This is a genomic window from Achromobacter sp. CF-sbj1-Ac2-l (assembly GCF_052698165.1).
This window is the reverse complement of the sequence record NZ_CP199855.1, coordinates 573999-589373: the sequence shown is the minus strand read 5'-3', so window position 1 is coordinate 589373 and position 15375 is coordinate 573999. Positions and strand designations below refer to the sequence as shown.

The 15375-nt window shown below is 68.0% G+C and carries 14 protein-coding genes; 1 reads left to right on the top strand and 13 read right to left on the bottom strand.

Going from position 1 to position 15375, the window contains the following annotated elements:
• Window positions 1-23: 23 nt before the first annotated feature.
• From ACUDCK_RS02715 to ACUDCK_RS02690, 6 genes are read right to left on the bottom strand one after another with little or no spacing between them, the layout of a single operon-like run.
• Window positions 24-830, bottom strand: a complete 807-nt coding sequence (locus ACUDCK_RS02715; RefSeq protein WP_175168025.1) for an SDR family oxidoreductase — start codon at window positions 828-830, stop codon at window positions 24-26.
• 13 nt (window positions 831-843) lie between these two features.
• Entirely contained in the window at window positions 844-1455 is a 612-nt protein-coding gene (locus tag ACUDCK_RS02710) for a cysteine hydrolase family protein (RefSeq protein ID WP_054503396.1), read from the bottom strand.
• Window positions 1452-1985, bottom strand: coding sequence for an aromatic-ring-hydroxylating dioxygenase subunit beta (locus ACUDCK_RS02705; RefSeq protein ID WP_116792748.1), 534 nt, complete (start codon window positions 1983-1985; stop codon window positions 1452-1454). The genes ACUDCK_RS02710 and ACUDCK_RS02705 overlap by 4 nt, the downstream gene beginning before the upstream one ends.
• Window positions 1976-3319, bottom strand: coding sequence for an aromatic ring-hydroxylating dioxygenase subunit alpha (locus tag ACUDCK_RS02700; RefSeq protein WP_054419367.1), 1344 nt, complete (start codon window positions 3317-3319; stop codon window positions 1976-1978). The genes ACUDCK_RS02705 and ACUDCK_RS02700 overlap by 10 nt, the downstream gene beginning before the upstream one ends.
• Window positions 3320-3328: 9 nt before the next feature.
• Window positions 3329-4573 carry a dienelactone hydrolase family protein gene (locus tag ACUDCK_RS02695; RefSeq protein WP_063583143.1) on the bottom strand — a complete coding sequence of 415 codons (1245 nt, stop codon included), beginning with the start codon at window positions 4571-4573 and terminating at the stop codon, window positions 3329-3331.
• A 31-nt stretch (window positions 4574-4604) separates the two neighbouring features.
• A complete protein-coding gene (locus ACUDCK_RS02690; RefSeq protein ID WP_175168024.1) occupies window positions 4605-5792 on the bottom strand; it encodes an ABC transporter substrate-binding protein in 1188 nt (395 codons plus the stop codon).
• A 262-nt stretch (window positions 5793-6054) separates the two neighbouring features.
• Between ACUDCK_RS02690 and ACUDCK_RS02685 the strand changes: the two genes are divergently transcribed.
• Window positions 6055-7041 carry an AraC family transcriptional regulator gene (locus ACUDCK_RS02685; protein ID WP_175168023.1) on the top strand — a complete coding sequence of 329 codons (987 nt, stop codon included), beginning with the start codon at window positions 6055-6057 and terminating at the stop codon, window positions 7039-7041.
• A 485-nt stretch (window positions 7042-7526) separates the two neighbouring features.
• On the opposite strand, the gene ACUDCK_RS02680 is transcribed toward ACUDCK_RS02685, so the two are convergent.
• The 7 genes from ACUDCK_RS02680 to ACUDCK_RS02650 are packed head-to-tail and all read right to left on the bottom strand — an operon-like array spanning window position 7527 to window position 15340.
• The gene (locus tag ACUDCK_RS02680) at window positions 7527-7931 is read right to left on the bottom strand and encodes a RidA family protein (RefSeq protein WP_006388562.1); all 405 of its coding nucleotides are present in this window, start codon (window positions 7929-7931) and stop codon (window positions 7527-7529) included.
• Between the two features lie 51 nt (window positions 7932-7982).
• Complete coding sequence (locus ACUDCK_RS02675) at window positions 7983-8408, bottom strand: acyl-CoA thioesterase (protein ID WP_026384894.1); 426 nt, start codon at window positions 8406-8408, stop codon at window positions 7983-7985.
• 23 nt (window positions 8409-8431) lie between these two features.
• The gene (locus ACUDCK_RS02670) at window positions 8432-10072 is read right to left on the bottom strand and encodes an AMP-binding protein (protein WP_175168022.1); all 1641 of its coding nucleotides are present in this window, start codon (window positions 10070-10072) and stop codon (window positions 8432-8434) included.
• A gap of 60 nt (window positions 10073-10132) precedes the next feature.
• Window positions 10133-11302 carry an acyl-CoA dehydrogenase family protein gene (locus ACUDCK_RS02665; protein WP_054503390.1) on the bottom strand — a complete coding sequence of 390 codons (1170 nt, stop codon included), beginning with the start codon at window positions 11300-11302 and terminating at the stop codon, window positions 10133-10135.
• A gap of 2 nt (window positions 11303-11304) precedes the next feature.
• On the bottom strand, window positions 11305-12162 hold the full coding sequence (locus ACUDCK_RS02660; protein ID WP_006388558.1) for an enoyl-CoA hydratase family protein: 858 nt from the start codon (window positions 12160-12162) through the stop codon (window positions 11305-11307).
• 38 nt (window positions 12163-12200) lie between these two features.
• Entirely contained in the window at window positions 12201-12992 is a 792-nt protein-coding gene (locus ACUDCK_RS02655; RefSeq protein WP_116793563.1) for an SDR family NAD(P)-dependent oxidoreductase, read from the bottom strand.
• Entirely contained in the window at window positions 12989-15340 is a 2352-nt protein-coding gene (locus ACUDCK_RS02650; RefSeq protein WP_054503388.1) for a bifunctional salicylyl-CoA 5-hydroxylase/oxidoreductase, read from the bottom strand. The genes ACUDCK_RS02655 and ACUDCK_RS02650 overlap by 4 nt, the downstream gene beginning before the upstream one ends.
• Between the last annotated feature and the right edge of the window lie 35 nt (window positions 15341-15375).

Below are 15375 nucleotides of genomic sequence, written 5' to 3'. Positions count from 1 at the left end.
CGGCGGCCGGGACCGCAGCCGGCTCAGGGCGCCAGTTGCTTGAACCAGGCGCGCGGCGAAATGCCGCGGTCCGGCCCGAGGATCGAGAAGCCGCCGTCCACCGGGATATCCACGCCCGTCATCCACGAGGCCGCATCGGAGCACGCGAAACACACCGCCGCCGCGATCTCCTCGCCCGAGCCGACCCGGCCCAGCGGATGAAAGTGCGCGCCCACCGCGTCGGCGGCTTCGCGCGAGCCGCCCGCCAGTTGTTCGACCGACGGCGACCAGGTCCATGCCGGCGACACCGCCAGCACGCGGATGCCGGCCGGCGCCAGCTCCACGGCGAAGTTCTTGGTGATCTGCAGCAAGGCCGCCTTGGAGGCCGGATACAGCGCGCGCCCGGCCGCGCCGAACTTGCCGCCGGTGCTGCCCAGGTTGACCACCACGCCGCCGCGCGGCAGCAGCGGCGCCGCCATCTGCGTGAAGATGGCGGCGGACACCAGATTGGTGTCGAGCGTGGCGTGCCATTCCTCGCGGCTGGAGGCCAGCCCGCGATCGTTGTACTGGCAGGCGTTGTTCACCAGGATGTCGACCCGCCCGAAGCGCGCCAGCGCGGCGTTCAGGCAGTGGCGGATCTGGTCGTCCTGGCCGATGTCGGTTTCGTGGAACAGCGCCCGCTCGCCGATCTCGCCCGCCAGCGCCTGGCCGGCCTGGGCGTTGCGTCCCACCAGCACCACGTTGGCGCGGGCCGCCGCCAGCCCGCACGCGATGTCGGCGCCCAGCCCCTGGGTGCTGCCGGTGACGATGGCGGTCTTGCCGGCCAAGCCGGGAAAGCCTGAGAAATCCATGAACAGTCCTTGATCAATGAGGCGCGGCGGCCCAGTGCATGGCCTGCGCCACCGAGCCGGTCTGCGCGATCAGCCGCATGCTGGCCAGCGAGGCGTCGTGCACCGCCGGATCGGCCGAGGCGCAGGCGTCTTCGGCCACCATGACATTGAACCCGATATCGGCGGCGTGCCGCACCGTGCCCTCGACCACCGAATGCGTCGCCACCCCCGCCACCACCAGCCGGCGCGCGCCCAGCAGCCGCAGGGTCTCTTCCAGCGGCGTGCCGTAGAAGGCGCTGATGCGCGTGTGCTTGACCACGAACTCGCGCGGACTGCCCGCCACCGGCTGCAGGCCTTCGTAGAAGGCGCTGCCCCATTGGCCCTCGGCCACGGCGCCGATGCTGGCGACGTTGCGGAAGATGTCGCAGTTGGGCAGCAGGTCGGCATAGTCGGGCCTGAAGGCGATGCGCACGTGCACGATCGGCAGGCCATGGCTACGGGCGCCGTCGAGCAGGTCGGCGGCGCCGCGCAGCACACGCTGGCGCACCACGCCATCGGCGTCCAGCCCGACGCGGATCTTGCCTTCGGGGTGCAGCACGTCGTTCTGGTAGTGCAGCGCCAGCACCGCGGCGTCGGCGGCACTCACACGAACACCTCGAACACATCGTGCGCGTCGTCGCAGTTCACCAGGTCCACCCGTTTCATGCGAATGCGCCAGTTGTCGCCATCGGCCGCCAGCTTGTGGGTGTAGCGGCCCGCCAGTTGGCGCGGCTGGCGCTTGCGCCACTCGGTCATCTGGAACGCCGAGTGCACCACCAAGTTGCCGCCGGCGTCCATGCCCTCGACCTGCACCCCGCCCACCAGCCGCGCGCTGCGCGTGGGCGGCTGCTGCGACCAGTTGCGCGGATGTTCCAGCCGGCGGATGCGCACGTCGCGCAGCATGCGGTCTTCCCAGAACAGCGAGATATGGTCGTAGGGGCTGGACTGGCCCGGCTCGCGCGGCATCCAGTACATGCCGTCGTCGGTCCACAGCGACTGCCAGTCGTCGTAGCGGCGCTCGTCCAGCAGCCGCGCCTCGCGATACAGGAACTGGGCGATGCGGTGGTAGGCCTCGGCCGGCACGTCGGCCGGCGCCAGGTTGGCGGTGGATACGTCGAATTCCAGGTCTAGCAGCATGCGCCTTCTCCTTGGCCGTGGGCGGACGCCACGGGACCGGCCTCCATATAGCGCTTCCAGGCGCGGAACTGGTTGCGCATCGGCAGCTCGCTGGTGCCGTTGATCGACACCATGCCGTCCGCGTCGCTGCGGTCGGTGCCGTGGTAGCGGTGCATGCTGACCCATTCGCCGCCACGGGTGGCGTTGCCTTCCTGGCAGCGGTTGTAGAGCTCGATGTCGTCCGGCATGACGTTGGACGACGGCGAGTTGATGACGTTGGCGTACAGCATGGCGCGCTTGAACACGCCGTCCGGCGCGCCCTTGCAACGGAAGGTCTGGATCTCGATCAGGGTGCGATCGACGGCGATCGGCCGGATCACGCGGAACTGCTGGAACACCGTGTGCGGCGAGCCGCTGCCGTAGATGACGGTGTTGTGGCGGTTCATGCCGAGGATCTCGCGGGCGCGGTCGGCGCCGTAGGCCGCGGTCAGCGCCTCGAAGTGGGCGCGCGACACCGGATCGCGTTCGGCCGCGCCCGGGTTGAAGATGCCTTCCATGTAGCCGTGGCCGTTGTCGTAGGCGCGCAGCTCCAGCTTTTCCCAGAACTCGTAGGGCTCGCCGTTGCCGTCCATGATGTGCAGCTCGAACGGCATCTCGCCGATTTCCTTGGCCTCGTCGCGCGCGGCGGCAAAGGACGATTCGTGCGTCACACGGGCATGCATGGTGTCGTGCAGGTTCTCGTAGAACACCTTCCAGTTGGAGCGCTGCATCACGCGGAAGATGCCGCCGGCCACCTCGACCTCGCCCACCGGCGAACGGTCGCACAGGTTGTCGATGGACGAGCGCACGCCGCCCAGGAATTCCTCCAGGCCCTGGCCGTCGCGGGCCTGGCTGGCGAAGACGAAGCCGCGATAGCTTTCCACGCGCGGCAGGCGCCGCATCGAGAAGCTGGGGTCGGTCGGATCGTACGAGGTGCCCTCCAATCCCTGCTTGAGCGGCACGCCCAGGTGGCTGCCGTCCAGCTTGAAGGTCCAGGCGTGGTAGGGGCAGCGGAAGAACTTGCCGACACAGCCGTCGCCGTCCGCCACGACCTTGGCGCCCTTGTGCGGGCAGCGGTTGTACAGGACGTGCACGCGGCCATCGCTGGCGCGCACCATCAGCACGTCCTGGTCGCCCAGCCGCGTGGTGTGATAGTCGCCCGTCTTGGGCACCTGGCTTTCGTGGCCGACGTAGACCCAGGCGCGGCCGTAGATGCGCTGCATCTCCAGCTCGAAGATCGCCGGGTCGGTGTACAGGGCGCGGTGCACGCTGTCGCCGCGCACCATCTCGCCCAATTGTTGATCGCTATACGGCATGGCGGTCTCCTACTTGTTCTCGCTGTCTTTCCAGCGCGCCATCAAGGTGTTGGAAGGCAGGGTCTCGTCCAGCAGCTTCTGCGCGGTCTCGCGGCCGGCCACCGGCAGGCCCTTGGGGTCGAGCGCGCCGATCTGCACCAGCACGCTGGCCTGGTCCCAATAGATGTGTTCGTGGCAGAGCTTGTCGCCGCGGAACTTGACGATGGCCACCAGCGGAATCTCGACGTATTTGCCGGTGGGCGCGACGCCGGGCAGCAGCCAGTCGATCTCGGTGGTGTGGGTGAAGCAGAACAGCAGCTCGTCGACGATCTGGGTCGCGCCCACGGTGCGCGACAGCGGCACCAGTCTGGTGTCGGGCGGATTGCTGTTGACGAAGTGGTGCTGGTAGAAGCGCGACAGCTCGCGGTAGCCCACGCCACCGGTCATGGTGGGGATGTGGTTGACGTAGGGCTCGGCCACCATCGTGGCCATGGTCGCGGCCACGTCGCGCGTGCCGAATTCGTATTCGCAGTGCTTGTCCCACAGGGCCGAATAGTCGAACTGCGGGCCGATCACGCGTTGCAGCGCGGCCATGCTGCGCTGGTGCGCCATCAGCGCCGACGGCTTGTCATAGTGCGCGCCGCCGGTGCGGGCAAAGGCGTGGTCCATCCCGGGGTACACATACAGCTCGACGTTGGCCTTGCCGCCCAGCGCCTCCAGGATGCGCTGGCGCGCCGGCGGCGGACAGAAGCCATCCTGCTCGGCGATGTGCAGCACCAGCCGGCCGCGCAGCTTGGCGGCTTCGTCCAGGCTGTCCTCGATGCCCACGCCGTAGTAGCCGATGGCCACGTCGGCATCCGTGCGGCAGGCGGCCAGATAGGCCAGCTTGCCGCCCAGGCAATAGCCCAGCACGCCGGCGCCGCCCTGCTGCTCGGGCAGCGCGCGCAACGCGGCCAGGGTCGCGGCGATGTCCTTGATGCCCAGATCGACGTCGAAGCCCTTGTACAGCTCGAACGCGCGCGGCATGTCGGCCGGGCCGTCGGTCAACTGGATGCCGGGCTGCTGGCGCCAGAACAGGTCCGGCGCCAGCACCACGTAGCCCTCCTCGGCCAGCGACTGCGCGGTGCGGCGCATGAAGTCATTGATGCCGAAGATCTCCTGGCACAGCACCAGCCCCGGCCCGTGGCCCGATGCGGGCACGGCCAGATAGGCGCTGAATGATTGGCCGTCGTGCGAGGCGATGGTCACCTCGCGCGTCGTGATGGTTGCGGTCATGCTTCTCTCCTTGATGCGTGCGTCGCCTGCCTCACTTCATCTGGCAGGCGGCGGCGAACGGGTCGTGATACTGCGTCAGCACCGTGCCCGACAGCTTGTTGGCCAGCTTGCCGTCCGCGCCCTTGACGATGGTGCGCAGGTAGTAGTTCTGGATCGGGTACTGGTTGCGGTTGAAGGTGAAGTCGCCGCGCACCGACTTGAAATCGGCGCGCCGCAGCGCCGGACGCAGCGCGTCGGCGCCCAGCTTGCCGCCGGTCTGCCTGACGGCGCTGTCCAGCAGCATGGCGGCGTCGTAGCCCTGCGAGGCGTACAGCGTGGGGGTGCGGTTGTAGGTTTTCCTGAAGTCCTCGACGAACTTGCGGTTGGCCGGGTTGTCCAGGTCGGCCGCCCATTGCGACGAGTTGTGCAGGCCTTCGATCGGCGCGCCCACCGCAGCGATCGTATCCTCGTCGCCCGAGAAGCCCGGCGCCAGCAGCGCGATCTCCTTGCCCAGGCCGGCGCCGTTGAACTGCTTGATGAAGTTCACGCCCATGCCGCCCGGCAGGAAGAAGAACACCGCGTCCGGCTTGCTGGCGCGCAGCCGCGTGATCTCGACGCCGTAGTCGAGCTGGCCGAGCTGGGTATAGATCTCTTCCGACAGCCCGCCCTTGTACAGGCGCTTGAAGCCGTTGAGCGATTCGCGCCCGCCGGGATAATCGGGCGCGATCAGCGCCACCCGCTTGAAGCCCTGGTCGGCGGCATATTTGCCCATCGCCGCCGGGATGTCCTCGTTCTGCCAGGCCACCGCGAAGAAATTCGGGTTGCAGCCGGCGCCGGCATAGTTCTCCGGCCCCGTATTGGTGCTCAGATAGATGGTGCCCGACTGCAGGATGGCCGGCATCACCGGCAGCAGCACGTTGGAAAACACGATCCCCGTCATGACGTCGACCTTGTCGCGCTTGAGCAGGCGCTCGACCGCCTGGCGTCCGGCATCGGCCTTCTGCTGGTCATCGGCCACCACCACCTCGGCCGGCAGCCCGCCCAGCTTGCCGCCGGTATGCTGCAGCGCGAGATTAAAGCCGTCGCGGATCTCGTTGCCCAGCGCCGCGCCCGGGCCCGACAGCGTGGTCAGCAGGCCGACCTTGATCTTGTCCGCGGCCGATACCCCGGCCGCGGCCGACATACAGCCCGCCGACACCAGCGCCGCCAGCGCGCGCCGGCCCCATAGCTTTCCCTTCATGAGCCACCCCGTTCGTGTCCGCCGGCGCCGCCGGCGCAATGCTGACAGAATCCGTCTGCCGTCGGTACACCCTGCCAACGATGAAAACTGCCAGCTTACGCGCCACGGCGCCGCCTTCCAACAACCCCCAGCTTAGGACGGGCGGGCGCGCGGCTCTATCCGAATCGGCGCACGCCTATCCGGGATTCACTTAATTCCAAACGCTTGACGATTGCATTACGCTCGACGGCGATACGGGAGCGTTCCCGTCCCGGAGGCATCCATGCACGGCTGGTCCCGCATCGAGCTGGCGCCATTGCTCAAACGACGCGTCTTCAGTTCCACCCAGCCGGCCGAAACCCGCGAGCGCGTCTCCGAAGCGCTCAAGGACCACCGCCTGACCTGGAAAGGCGGCCGCGTCGACGCCGAACTGAACCGCGCCCGCTTCGGCGCCCTGAGCGTCTGTACGCTGCGCTACGGCGCCGAAGTCCACATCGAACCCGACCGCCTGCAGGACTTCATGCTGGTGCAGGTGCCGCTGCGCGGCCGCGCCCGCATCGAATGCGGCAGCGACTGCGTCGACGCCCACCCCGACTGCGCCGCCGTCATCGCCCCCAACCGCGCCCTGAAACTGCACTGGGAAGCCGGTTGCGAACAACTGCTGCTGAAAATTCCGCGCGGCAAGCTCGAAGCCATCGGCCACCGCATTTTCGGCGACGCCGCCGCCCGCCCCCTGGACTTCAGCCCCGCGCTACGCCTGGACACCCCCGTCGGCGCCGCCTGGCGCAGCATGATGACCAGCCTGATCCACCTGCTCCCCACCCTGGACGACGGCGCGCCGAGACCGCCCGCCGCCTGGCTGGAGCACCTGGAAGACACCCTCGTCCTGCACCTGCTCTACAACCAGCCCAACACCTGGCAACGCCACGCCGGCCTGCCCCCCGCCCTGCCGCGCCGCGTCGCCCAGGCCGAAGCCTACATGCGCGCCCACCTGGCCGCCCCCCTGACCCTGACCGACATCGCCCGCGGCGCCGGCGCCAGCCCCAGCGCCCTCACCCGCCTGTTCCAGCAACACCGCGAGACCACCCCCATGCAGGCGCTACGCGTCCTGCGCCTGGACGCCGCCCGCGAAAAGCTGCAGCAAGGCGCCTGCGAAAGCGTCACCGAGGTGGCCGTCTCCGTAGGCATCAGCCACCTGGGCCGCTTCTCCGAGTACTACCGCGACCGCTTCGGCGAACTCCCCCGCGAAACCTTCCAGGCCAGCAGATAGGCCTGACAATTCTGGCGCCATGCGCCAACCCCCGCAGCCACAAGCGAAGAATCACAAACGTAGTTAAACCAACACATATGTGATAAAGCGCCCCGCCCGCGAGCGCGCAGCGTCATCCGCCCCCGCAAGACACCACGTAAGCTTCAAAAGGCCGTCCGCGCGGCCGCCTTGAAGCGGGCCCCGCAAATCGCTCTGAACCCGCGTCGCCGACCATCAGAACGCCAAGAACCCCAATCGCCCCAGCCCCCGCCATTAATTCTTATCGTGAGCGGGTGAGGGGGCAGGCGGGGGGATGGCGGGGCGTGTAGATGCGCCCGAGGGAATCCGAAGGAGTCGCCGAAGGCGAGGACGAGGATGACGAAGGGGCAGTCCGGAGCGAAGGCTCCGGACCGCAATCGTAGCCCCGCCATCCCCCCGCCTGCCCCCTCACCCGCGGCTCAAGAACCCACCTCGACGCGCATCAACACGTCAAGGCCGGCCCACCATCAAGCCGGCACCACCGCCGTAACTTCAATCTCCACCTTGGCCCGATCCTCCACCAGATCCGCCACCTCCACCGCCGTCATCGCCGGAAAATGCCTCCCGATCAATTCACGATAGTGCTTCCCGATCTCCGGATAAGCCGCCACATAGGCATCCTTGTCCGTCACATACCACGTCATCCGCACGATATGCTCAGGCCTGGCCCCGCCCTCGGCGAGAATCGCCACGATGTTGGCCAACGTCTGCCGCACCTGATCGGCCAGATCATCCGACTCGAACTGCTGTTGCCCGTTCCAGCCCACCTGCCCGCCCACGAACACCAGCTTGCTCCCCACCGTCATCTCGGTCAGGATCCCATTCGAATAGCCCCTCGGCGCCATCCAATCCGGCGGTTGCAGAATCTTCATAACGTCTCATCCTATTTTCAAAAAACAAACACCAGGGCGGCCCCGCCGAACTCACTCGGCGGCAACCAGATAATCCTGCATGCGCTCGCGCAGATCCGCCGGCAGCGGCATCGACTTCATCGTGCGCAGATCCACCGTCACGATCGTCAGCGTCGCCGACAGCCGCAACTGCCCGTCCGGCCCCTCGAACCGCACCAGCGCCTTGAACGACGCGCCGCCGATTCGCTGCACCTGCAGCGTCTGCCGCAGTTTCTCGTGCCAGCGGCTCGGCGCGCTGAAATCGCACGTCACCGACGCCATCGGCGTGCCGATGTGACGCTCCACGTGCAGCGCGTGAAATGGCAGCCCCATGCCCTTGTCGAACCACTCCTCGACAAAGTCATTGATCATCTCGAAATAGCGCGGATAGAAAACGATGCCCGCCGGATCGCAATGACGGAAGCGGACCTCTACCTGACTGATGAATGGTGCTGCCATGGCATTTCCTTGATGCAAAAAAATCACGCCATCTTGCGCAGCGCGAATCGCTGCAGCTTGCCCGTCTCGGTGCGCGGCAGCGCGGACACGAACTCGATGGCGCGGGGATACTTGTAGGGCGCGATCGTCGCCTTGACGAATTGCTGCATGGCCGCCACCAGTGCCTCGCTCGGCGCGAAGCCGGGCTTGAGCACCACGAAGGCCTTGACCAATTGGCCGCGCTCGTCATCGGGCGCGCCGACCACGCCGCATTCGGCCACCGCTTCATGGCGCAGCAGCGCGTCCTCGACCTCCGGCCCGGCGATGTTGTAGCCGGCCGAGACGATCATGTCGTCATTGCGCGCCTGGTAGAAGAGATAGCCGTCTTCGTCCTGCACGAACGTATCGCCGGGCAGGTTCCAGCCCTTCTGCACGAAGCGGCGCTGGCGCTCGTCGGCCAGGTAGCGGCAGCCGGTCGGCCCCTTGATCGCCAGGCGGCCCACCGTGCCGTTGGGCACCGGATTCATGTCATCGTCCACGATCTGCGCGATGTAACCGGGCACCACGCGGCCGATGGCGCCGCGGCGCACCGACTCGGGCGGGCTGGAAACGAACACGTGGATCATCTCGGTACCGCCGATGCCGTCGATCATCTCGATGCCGCTGGCCTCCTTCCACAACTGGCGCGTCGCGTCGGGCAGCGCCTCGCCGGCCGACACGCTCTTCTTGAGCGAGGACAGGTCGAACTTGCCCACCAGCGCCGCCATCTGGCGGTAGAACGTCGGAGCGGTGAAGACGATGGTGGCGCGAAAGTCCTGGATCAGTTGCAGCAGGCTTTCCGGCGTCAGGCGCTCGGCCAGCACGGTGCTGGCGCCGACGCGCAGCGGGAAGCACAGCAACCCGCCCAGGCCGAAGGTGAACGCCAGCGGCGGCGTGCCGCAGAAAATGTCGTCCGGGCCCGGCTTGATGACATGCTTGGGAAACAGGTCGCACATCGCCAGCACATCGCGATGGAAATGCATGCAGCCCTTGGGCGCGCCGGTGGTGCCGCTGGTGAAGGCGATCAGGCAGACGTCGTCGGCGGCGGTATCGCAGGCCGCGAAATCATCCGGCTTGGCCGCTGCCAGCGTGTCCAGCGCCTCGGGCGCCGTGTCGTTGAAATACACGATCTGCGCCAGCCCCGGGCAATGGTGTTCGTGATCCGGCTGGGCGCAGAACTGCGCCTCGTCCTTCAGGCGCACATCGCACAGCACCGCCTGGATCTGCGCCTTGTCGATGATCTGCTTGAGTTCCTTGGCGCGCAGCAGCGGCATGGTCGGCACCGTCACCAGGCCGGCCTTGATGGCGGCCAGCCAGGACGCCGCCATCATCGGGTTGTTGGGGCCGCGCAGCAGCAGGCGGTTGCCGGGCACCAGCTTCATGTCCTCGACCAGCACGCGCGCGATGCGGTTGGTCAGCGCCGCCAGTTCGCGATAGGTCATGGTGGCCGGCTTGCCGTCCTGCGCCCAGCGCAGCGCGACGCGCTCGCCGTGGCCACGGTCGACCATGGCGTCCACCAGCTCAACCGCGCAATTGAAGCGCTTGGGATAGGCCACGTCGGGGCCGTCCAGCAGGAACTCGGGCCATTGTTCGCCCGGGGGCAGATTGTCCCGGGCAAAAGTGTCGATGTGGGCGGATACTTCCATGAAATTCCCCTTGCTGATGCGGTGTAGTTGACTGCCGAAAGCGGAAACTCGATGGTTTCTTCAGGCCTTCAGCAGTTCCCGGGCGATGATCAACTTCTGCACTTCGGTGGCGCCTTCGTAGATACGCAGCGCTCTGATTTCCCTGTAAAGCTTCTCCACCGGCATCCCCGACACCACGCCCGCGCCGCCGAACATCTGCAGCGCGCGGTCGATCACGGTCTGCGCCGATTCGGTGGCCGTCATCTTGGCCATGGCCGCTTCGCGCGTGGTGCGTTGTTTCTGCACGTCGCGCATCCACGCGGCGCGATAGGTCAGCAGCGCCGAGGCGTCGATGGCCGTGGCCATGTCGCCCAGCGCGGCCTGCGTCAGTTGCAGGTCGGCCAGGGTCTGGCCGAACATGCGGCGCGACCTGGCGCGCGCCAGGCCTTCGTCCAGCGCGCGGCGGGCAAAGCCCAGCGCGGCGGCCGCCACCGAGGCGCGGAAGATGTCCAGCGTCATCATCGCCAGCTTGAAGCCCTGCCCCGCCTCGCCCAGCCGCTGCGACACCGGGATGCGGCAGTTGTCGAAGGTGATGGTGGCCAGCGGGTGCGGCGCGATCAGCTCGATGCGCTCCGAGATCTCGAAGCCCGGGGTGTCGGCATCCACCACGAAGGCGCTGATGCCGCGCGCGCCCGGCGCCTCGCCGGTGCGGGCGAACACGCAATAGAAGTCGGCGATGCCGCCGTTGGAAATCCAGGTCTTGGCGCCGTTGAGCACGTAGTGGTCGCCCTCCAGCCGGGCCTCGCAGGCCAGCGCCGCTACATCCGAGCCGGCATCCGGCTCGGACAGCGCGAACGCCGCGATGGCCTCGCCGCTGGCCACGCGCGGCAGGTAGCGCTGGCGCAGCGCGTCCGAACCCATCAGCGAGATCGCGCCGCTGCCCAGGCCCTGCATGGCGAAGGCGAAGTCGGCCAGGCCCTCGTGGCGCGCGAACGTTTCGCGCAGGATGCAGACCGAACGCGAATCCACCTCGGGCAGCGCGCCGCCCCAGGCGCCACCGGGGCCGCCGGCGACCGCGTAGCGCAGCCAGCCGGCCTGGCCCATGGCCTTGACCAGCTTGCGGCAGGCCGCATCGGCGTCGTGGTGGTCGACGTGGCCCAGGGCGCTCTCGCACCAGCCGTCGACATCATGCGCCAGTTTGCGATGGGCGTCGTCGAAGAACGGCCAGTCCAGCCAGCTTGCGTCGCGCATCATCAGTTCCCCTCGAAGACCGGCTTCTGTTTGGCCACGAAGGCCTCGTAGGCGCGATGGAAATCGCGCGTCTGCATGCAGATGGCCTGGGCCTCGGCTTCGGCCTCGATGGCCTCGTCCACGCCCATGTTCCATTCCTGGTGCAGCAGTTTCTTGGTCACGCCGTGGGCGAAGGTGGGGCCCGCGGCCAACTGCGCGGCCAGCTTGGCCGCCGCGTCCATCAGGGCGTCCGACTCGTGCAGCGCGTTGAAGAATCCCCAGCTTGCGCCTTCCTCGGCCGTCATGGCGCGGCCGGTGTACAGCAGTTCGGAGGCTCGGCCCTGGCCGATCATGCGCGGCAGCAGCGTGCAGGCGCCCATGTCGGCCCCCGCCAGGCCCACCCGCGTGAACAGGAAGGCGGTGCGCGCGGCCGGCGTGCCCAGGCGCATGTCGGAGGCCAGCGCCACCATCGCGCCGGCGCCGGCGCAGACGCCGTCCACCGCCGCCACGATCGGCTGCGGGCAGGCGCGCATGGCCTTGACCAGGTCGCCCGTCATGCGGGTGAAGTCCAGCAGTTCGGGCATGCTCATCTTGGTCAGCGGCCCGATGATTTCATGCACGTCGCCGCCGGAGCAGAAGTTGCCGCCGGCGCCCGTCACCACCACCACCTTGATGTCGGTCGCGTACACCAGCGCGCGGAACAGGTCGCGCAGTTCGGCGTAGGAATCGAAGGTCAGCGGGTTCTTGCGCTCGGGACGGTTGAGCGTGATGGTGGCGACCTTGCCGTCGGCCGACACCTGCCACAGGAACGTCCGGGCCTGGTAGCCGGCCAGCGGGCGCTTGTGGTGCTTCATGGTGTGCTCTTCGGGCTGCGTGCTCATGGTGTCTCCGTTCTGGAATCGTAGGGGTGGGCGCCGGCTCAGCCGGTCATCACTTCGCCGCCGTCGACGGCGATGGCCTGGCCGTTGATGGACGACGAGGCCGGCAGCGCCAGCCAGGCGACCGTCTCGGCCACTTCATCGGGCTGCACCAGGCGGCCCTGCGGGTTGCGCTCGGCCAGCTTGGCGCGGGCGGCGTCCGGCGTCATGCCGGTCTTCTCGACGATATTGGCGACCGCGCCGCGCACGATGTCGGTCTCGGTGTAGCCCGGGCACACGGCGTTGACGGTGACGCCCTTCTGCGCCGTCTCCAGCGCCAGCGAGCGGGTCAGGCCGATCACGCCGTGCTTGGCCGCGCAGTAGGCGCTGACGTAGGCATAGCCGATCAGGCCGGCGGTGCTGGCCACGTTGATGACGCGGCCCCACTTGGCCGCCAGCATGCCGGGCAAGGCGGCCTGGATGCAATGGAAGGTGCCGGTCAGGTTGACCGCCAGCATCGACTGCCACAGCGCCGCGTCGGTGCGGTCAAAGCGCTGGCTGACGGCCTGACCGGCGTTGTTGACCAGCACCAGCACCGGGCCCAGTTCGGCCTCGGCCTGGACGAAGGCCTGGCGCACCGAGGCCTCGTCGGCGATGTCGGCGCTGACCGCCTGCACCTGGCCCAGGCTGGCCAGGCTGTCGACGGCCGCCTCCAGCGCGCCGCCATCGCGGCCCAGCAGCGTGACCCGCGCGCCGCGTTCCAGCAGCGCGCGGGCGCTGGCCAGGCCGATGCCGCGGGCGCCGCCCGTCACCAGCGCGTGGCGGCCGGCCAGGGGAAGGGGGGACGTGCTCATTTGATGTCCAGTTGCGCCATGGCGGCGGCGCGTTCGAAATTGGTTTCCAACTGGCGCTTGCCGGCGAAGTACTGGCTCGGCCAGGCCACATCACGATAGCCCACGCGGGCCGCTTCGCGCAGCGTCCAGGAGGCGTCGGCCAGATGGGGACGCGCCAGCGCGCAGAGATCGGCGCGGCCCGAGGCGATGATGCCGTTGGCGTGGTCGGCCTCGAAGATGGCGCCCACCGCGATGGTGGGGATGCCGGCCTCGTTGCGCACGCGGTCGGCGAACGGCGTCTGGAACATGCGGCCGTAGACCGGCTTTTCTTCCTTGCTGACCTGGCCCGACGAGCAGTCGATCATGTCGGCGCCGGCGGCCTTGAAGTGGCGCGCGATCTCGACGGCGTCATCGGGGGTGATGCCGCCCTCGACCCAGTCGCTGGCCGAGATCCGCACCGACATCGGCTTGTCCTCGGGCCAGACGGCGCGCACCGCGCGGAACACTTCCAGCGGGAAGCGCAGGCGGTTTTCGAGGCTGCCGCCGTATTCGTCGTCGCGATGGTTGGTCAGCGGCGAGATGAAGCTGGACAGCAGATAGCCGTGGGCGCAGTGCAGTTCGAGCCAGTCGAAGCCGGCGGCCTGGGCGCGGCGGGCCGCGGCCACGAAGTTGTCGCGCACGTCGTCCATGTCGGCGCGCGTCATGGCGCGCGGCGTCTGCGACACGCCCTCGATGTACGGCAGGGCCGAGGCCGACAGCAGCGGCCAGTTGCCTTCGGCGAGCGGATGGTCGATCTTCTGCCAGCCCAACTGCGTCGAGCCCTTGCGGCCGGCATGGCCCAACTGCACCCCGATGCGGGCGTCGCTGTTGCCGTGCACGAAGCCGACGATGCGGGCGAAGGCCTGCTGCTGCTCGTCGTTCCACAGGCCCGGGCATCCCGGGGTGATGCGGCCATCGGGCGAGACGCAGGTCATTTCCACCATCACCAGCCCGGCGCCGCCCATGGCGCGGGCGCCCAGGTGCACCAGATGGAAGTCGCCCGGCACGCCATCGGTGCAGGAATACATGGCCATCGGCGACACCAGGATGCGGTTCTTGAGCTTGACGCCACGCGCCTGGTACGGCGTCAGCATGGGCAGCGGCGGCCGCTGGCCGGCCGGCGCCTGCGCGCCGGCGTGCTCGGCGATCCAGCGCTCGAAGCCTTCCAGCCAGGCCGGGTCGCGCAGCCGCAGGTTTTCGTGCGAAATGCGCTGCGAGCGGGTCAGCAGCGAATAGGCGAATTGTTCGGGTTCGAGTTCGGCGTAGCGCGCCACGTTCTCGAACCACTCGGTGGAGTTGCGGGCGGCGTTCTGGATCTTCAGCACTTCGACGCTGCGCACTTCCTCGTAGTGCTTCAGGCCGCGCTCGACGCTGCCTTCGGCGCCGCTCAGGCAGCGCGCCAGTTCGATGGCGTCTTCCAGCGCCAGCTTGGTGCCCGAACCAATGGAGAAGTGCGCGGTATGCGCCGCGTCGCCCATCAGCACCACAGGCACGGCGCGCTTGCCGCGGCTGGTTTCCAGTTGGTTCCAGTGGACCCAGGTGTTGCAGATGACGCGCGGGAAGCGGATCCAGATGGCCGAGCCGCGCAGGTGCGAGGCGTTGCTGATGAGCGCGTTGCCGTCCAGCCACGGCGCGAACAGCTTCTCGCAGTAGGCGATGCCCTCTTCCTGGCTCATCTGCTCGATGCCGGCGGCCTGCCAGGTTTCCTCGGGCGTCTCGACGATGAAGGTCGACATGCCGTCTTCGTAGCGGTAGGCGTGCGCCTGGAACCAGCCATGCTCGGTCTGCACGAAGGCGAAGGTGAAGGCATCGAACACCTTCTTGGTGCCGAGCCAGACGAAGCGGCAGCGGCGCTGGTCGATGTCGGGGTGAAAGGTGTCGGCGTAGCGGGTGCGGACCTGGCTGTTGATGCCGTCGGAAGCGATGACCAGGTCGGCGTCGTATTCGCGGGCGATGGCCTGGTCGTCCTGGACGAAGTTCTCGAACACCAGTTTGACGCCAACGTCTTCGCAGCGCGCCTGCAGGATGTTGAGCAGCTTCTTGCGGCCGATGCCGATGAAGCCATGGCCGCCGCTGCGGATGCTGCGGCCCTTGAAATGGATGTCGATGTCGTCCCAATGGTTGAAGGCGTCACCGATGGTCTGGGCGGAAACCGGATCGGCTTCGCGCAGGTTCTGCATGGTGGCGTCCGAGAACACCACGCCCCAGCCGAAGGTGTCGTAGGGGCGGTTGCGCTCGATCACCGTGACTTCGTTGGCCGGGTCTTGCAGCTTCATGAGCAGACCGAAATACAGGCCGGCGGGACCACCACCAATGCATACGATTTTCATTGCCGTAACGCTCCAAGAAGTGCGGCCCGGAAGCT

Excerpts from the sequence above, each read along its gene's own strand:
- ACUDCK_RS02715 (WP_175168025.1), bottom strand. The coding sequence starts at position 830 with ATGGATTTCTCAGGCTTTCCCGGCTTGGCCGGCAAGACCGCCATCGTC.
- ACUDCK_RS02705 (WP_116792748.1), bottom strand. The coding sequence starts at position 1,985 with ATGCTGCTAGACCTGGAATTCGACGTATCCACCGCCAACCTGGCGCCG.
- ACUDCK_RS02700 (WP_054419367.1), bottom strand. The coding sequence starts at position 3,319 with ATGCCGTATAGCGATCAACAATTGGGCGAGATGGTGCGCGGCGACAGC.
- ACUDCK_RS02695 (WP_063583143.1), bottom strand. The coding sequence starts at position 4,573 with ATGACCGCAACCATCACGACGCGCGAGGTGACCATCGCCTCGCACGAC.
- ACUDCK_RS02690 (WP_175168024.1), bottom strand. The coding sequence starts at position 5,792 with ATGAAGGGAAAGCTATGGGGCCGGCGCGCGCTGGCGGCGCTGGTGTCG.
- ACUDCK_RS02685 (WP_175168023.1), top strand. The coding sequence starts at position 6,055 with ATGCACGGCTGGTCCCGCATCGAGCTGGCGCCATTGCTCAAACGACGC.
- ACUDCK_RS02680 (WP_006388562.1), bottom strand. The coding sequence starts at position 7,931 with ATGAAGATTCTGCAACCGCCGGATTGGATGGCGCCGAGGGGCTATTCG.
- ACUDCK_RS02675 (WP_026384894.1), bottom strand. The coding sequence starts at position 8,408 with ATGGCAGCACCATTCATCAGTCAGGTAGAGGTCCGCTTCCGTCATTGC.
- ACUDCK_RS02670 (WP_175168022.1), bottom strand. The coding sequence starts at position 10,072 with ATGGAAGTATCCGCCCACATCGACACTTTTGCCCGGGACAATCTGCCC.
- ACUDCK_RS02665 (WP_054503390.1), bottom strand. The coding sequence starts at position 11,302 with ATGCGCGACGCAAGCTGGCTGGACTGGCCGTTCTTCGACGACGCCCAT.
- ACUDCK_RS02660 (WP_006388558.1), bottom strand. The coding sequence starts at position 12,162 with ATGAGCACGCAGCCCGAAGAGCACACCATGAAGCACCACAAGCGCCCG.
- ACUDCK_RS02655 (WP_116793563.1), bottom strand. The coding sequence starts at position 12,992 with ATGAGCACGTCCCCCCTTCCCCTGGCCGGCCGCCACGCGCTGGTGACG.
- ACUDCK_RS02650 (WP_054503388.1), bottom strand. The coding sequence starts at position 15,340 with ATGAAAATCGTATGCATTGGTGGTGGTCCCGCCGGCCTGTATTTCGGT.